This window comes from Streptomyces sp. CO7, assembly GCF_053474865.1.
The window spans coordinates 32,368-36,083 of the sequence record NZ_JBRIOU010000012.1 but is presented as its reverse complement, the minus strand read 5'-3'; the positions used below and the strand labels follow the sequence as shown (position 1 = coordinate 36,083).

The window sequence follows — 3,716 nt, the reverse complement described above, 5'->3', positions numbered from 1 at the left end:
GCCTGTGCCGGCTCGGCTCGGCCCTGCTCGGCCTGACTGTGCCCGGGCCGCCGGAAGCAGGCCCTGTGCCAGCCGCGCTCCCCGCTGCGGGAAGCCCTGACCCTGCCGCGCCCGTGCGCCGGCGGCAGCCTCCGTGCCTGCCGCGCTCCCTGCTGGGGGAAGGGTTGACCCTGCCGCGCCCGGGCCGCCGGACGCCGTCCCCGCGGCCGGCACGGTGGACGGCCCCGCGCACCGATGCGGGGGCCGTGTTCCGGTGAGGTGACGGTTGCTCAGCCCGCCGCGTACTCCCGCAGGAAGAGGGCCTCGGCGACCGACAGCCGCTCCAGCTCCTCGGGGGAGACGCTCTCGTTGGGCGCGTGGATCTGCGCCTCCGGCTCGCTGAGACCGATCAGCAGGATCTCCGCCTGCGGGTAGAGCGTCCCCAGCGTGTTGCACAGCGGGATGGAACCGCCCTGACCGGCGTACTGCATCTCCTGACCCGGGTAGGCCACCGCCATGGCCCGCGCCATCGCCGTGTACGCCGGGCTGCCGGCGTCCGCCCGGAACGGCTGGCCCTGCCCGATCCGCTCGACGGCGACCCGGGCGCCCCACGGCGTGCGGCTCTCCAGATGGGCCTGCAGCAGCTTCGCGGCCTCACCGGCGTCCACGCCCGGCGGCACCCGCAGGCTCACCAGCGCCCGCGCGCTCGCCTGCACCGACGGCGTCGCACCGACCACCGGCGGGCAGTCGATGCCCAGCACGGTGACCGCCGGTCGCGCCCAGATCCGGTCGGCGACGGTGCCCGAACCGATCAGACCGACACCGTCCAGCACCTTCGCGTCGGCACGGAACTGCTCCTCGTCGTACTGGAGACCGTCCCACACCGCGTCGCCCGTCAGGCCGTCCACGGTCGTCGAACCGTCCTCGGCGCGCAGCGAGTCCAGCACCCGGACCAGCGCCGCCAGCGCGTCCGGGGCCGCGCCGCCGAACTGCCCGGAGTGCAGGTTGCCCTCCAGGGTGTCCACCTGGACGCGCACCAGCGTCATGCCGCGCAGGGTCGTCGTCACGGTCGGCAGCCCCACCCGGAAGTTGCCCGAGTCACCGATCACGACCGCGTCCGCGGCCAGCAGTTCGGGGTGCTGCTCGGCGTACCGCTCCAGGCCGCCGGTGCCCTGCTCCTCCGAACCCTCGGCGATCACCTTCACGGTGACCGGCACGCCGCCGTTCGCCTTGAGCGCGCGCAGCGCCAGCAGGTGCATGATCACGCCGCCCTTGCAGTCGGCCGCACCGCGCCCGTACCAGCGGCCGTCTCGCTCGGTGAGCTCGAACGGCGGGGTGACCCAGGCGGCCTCGTCGAGCGGCGGCTGGACGTCGTAGTGCGCGTACAGCAGGACCGTCCGGGCACCCTCGGGGCCGGGCAGGCAGCCGTAGACGGACTGCGTGCCGTCCGGGGTGTCGAGCAGCGCGACGTCCTGGAATCCCTCCGCGCGCAGCGCGTCGGCCACCCAGTTCGCGGCGCCCTCGCTCTCGCTGCGAGGGAACTGCTCGAAGTCGGCGACCGACTTGAAGGCGACCAGCTCGGCGAGTTCCTCCTTCGCCCTCGGCATCAGCGAGGCGACGGTCGCGGCGACCGGGTTCGACGACATGGCGGGCTCCTCGTAACTCTCGGGTCTCACTCGACCCGTCCGCGCGGGTCCGGCGGGCGGGCCCTGCGCCGCCGTCCTCGCGGGCGGGCGGTTCCTCGCAGGTGGCGGACGGGCGCGAGTGGCACCGGTCCGCGCCGTCGATACTCCCACAGTGGCCTGCGGCGATCGCAGCCGTAGGATGCTCTGGACAGTGCGGCAGGCATCTGACTGGTGATCGGGAGCGGTTGGCCATCGTGAGCGGCGAGAACGGTGAGAACGGCGGAAGCACCGCGTCGGACCCGGAGGAGCCCGCGGACTCCGCGGACCTGACCGGACGAATCGGCGGCGAGGACCGCGTCTGGGACGTGGTCGTGGTGGGCGCGGGACCGGCCGGAGCGTCCGCGGCCTACGCGGCGGCGGTCGCCGGACGGCGCGTGCTGCTCCTGGAGAAGGCGGAGCTGCCGCGCTACAAGACCTGCGGCGGCGGCATCATCGGCCCCACCCGGGACGCCCTGCCACCCGGCTTCGAGGTCCCCTTCCAGGACCGGGTGCACGCGGTCACCTTCTCGCACGACGGCCGTCGGACCCGCACCCGCCGCTCCCGCCGGATGCTCTTCGGACTCGTCAACCGCCCCGAGTTCGACCACGCGCTCGTGGAGAGCGCGCAGAAGGCCGGCGCCGAACTGCGCACCGGCGTCACGGTCTCCCGCATGGAGCAGCACGGGCCGACGGTGCCCGACCGGCGCACGGTGGCCGTGGTGCTCCAGGGCGGCGAGACGGTGCTGGCCCGCGCGGTCGTCGGCGCCGACGGCAGTGCCGGCCGCACGGGCGCCCACGTCGGCGTCAAGTTCGGGCAGGTGGACCTCGGTCTGGAGGCCGAGATCCCGGTGCCGGAGACGGTCGCCGAGGACTGGCGGGGACGCGTCCTGATCGACTGGGGCCCGTTGCCCGGCAGTTACGGCTGGGTGTTCCCCAAGGGCGACACCCTCACCGTCGGGGTGATCTCCGCACGCGGCGACGGCGCGGCGACCAAGCGGTACCTCGAGCAGTTCATCGGCCGGCTCGGCCTGGCGGGCTTCGAACCCGCGATCTCCTCCGGTCACCTCACGAGGTGCCGCACCGACGACTCCCCGCTCTCCCGGGGCCGGGTGCTGGTCTGCGGTGACGCGGCCGGACTGCTGGAGCCGTGGACCCGGGAGGGCATCTCCTACGCGCTGCGGTCGGGCCGGCTGGCCGGCGACTGGGCGGTGCGGATCGCCGAAGCCGCCGACGCGGTGGACGTGCGGCGCGAGTCGCTCAACTACGCCTTCGCGGTCAAGGCCGGGCTCGGCGTCGAGATGAGCGTCGGCCGGAAGCTGATGGCCCTCTTCGAACGCCGCCCGGGACTGTTCCACGCCGCGATCGTCGGGTTCCGGCCCGCGTGGCGGGCGTTCGCCGACATCACGCGCGGGGCGACCACCCTGGCCGAGCTCGTCCGCACCCACCCGATGGCGCAGCGGGTGCTGCTGCGGCTGGAGCGTTAGACCACGCGCCCGGGCTCCGGCCCGGGCGACCGTCCGGGCACCGCGCCCTCGGGCTCCGGACTCCGGGCTTCGGACTCCGGACTCCGGGCCGGGAGGTCAGGTGGCACGGTCGGGCCGAGGCTTCAGGCGGTGACCGTGATCCGGAAGACCGGGTGGTCGGAGGCGGCAGCGGCCAGCTCCTCGTCGGAGGAGGCCGCGGTCACGCCTTGGAAGTACTGGTTGACCTCCCAGCCCCACTTGTCGAGGTAGCCGCGCAGCACGTCGACCTTCTGGCCGTCGGGCAGTTCGGTGGCGGTGAAACGGCGGACCTTGCGTCCGACCCGCAGTTCACCGCCGCCCGCCACGCGCATGTTGCGCACCCACTGGGAGTGCCCGCGCGCGGAGACCAGGTACTGCTCCCCGTCGTGCCGGTAGGGGTTCACCGGGATGCGCTGCATGGCGCCGCTCTTCCGGCCGCGCACCGAGAGTTCCGCGCTGCCCATCAGGCTGACGCCGTGCCGGGCCAGCCAGCCGACGATCGTGTTGAAGCGCGAGGCGACGGGGCCGGCCTTGAGGTAGTAGGGGATGGCGGGCGTGGCGGGGGGGGGGG

General features: G+C 74.2%; 3 protein-coding genes. 1 reads left to right on the top strand and 2 read right to left on the bottom strand.

Going from position 1 to position 3,716, the window contains the following annotated elements; translation table 11 throughout:
- Nucleotides 1–269: 269 nt before the first annotated feature.
- Nucleotides 270–1,625, bottom strand: coding sequence for a M20/M25/M40 family metallo-hydrolase (locus ACOV8S_RS29765; protein ID WP_448321584.1), 1,356 nt, complete (start codon nt 1,623–1,625; stop codon nt 270–272).
- Between the two features lie 305 nt (nt 1,626–1,930).
- On the opposite strand from ACOV8S_RS29765, the gene ACOV8S_RS29760 reads away from it, so the two are divergent.
- Nucleotides 1,931–3,127 carry a geranylgeranyl reductase family protein gene (locus ACOV8S_RS29760; protein WP_448321636.1) on the top strand — a complete coding sequence of 399 codons (1,197 nt, stop codon included), beginning with the start codon at nt 1,931–1,933 and terminating at the stop codon, nt 3,125–3,127.
- 122 nt (nt 3,128–3,249) lie between these two features.
- Here ACOV8S_RS29760 and ACOV8S_RS29755 read toward each other — a convergent pair whose 3' ends face one another.
- Nucleotides 3,250–3,693 (bottom strand): nitroreductase family deazaflavin-dependent oxidoreductase, encoded by a 444-nt coding sequence (locus ACOV8S_RS29755; RefSeq protein WP_448321635.1) that lies wholly within the window; start codon nt 3,691–3,693, stop codon nt 3,250–3,252.
- Between the last annotated feature and the right edge of the window lie 23 nt (nt 3,694–3,716).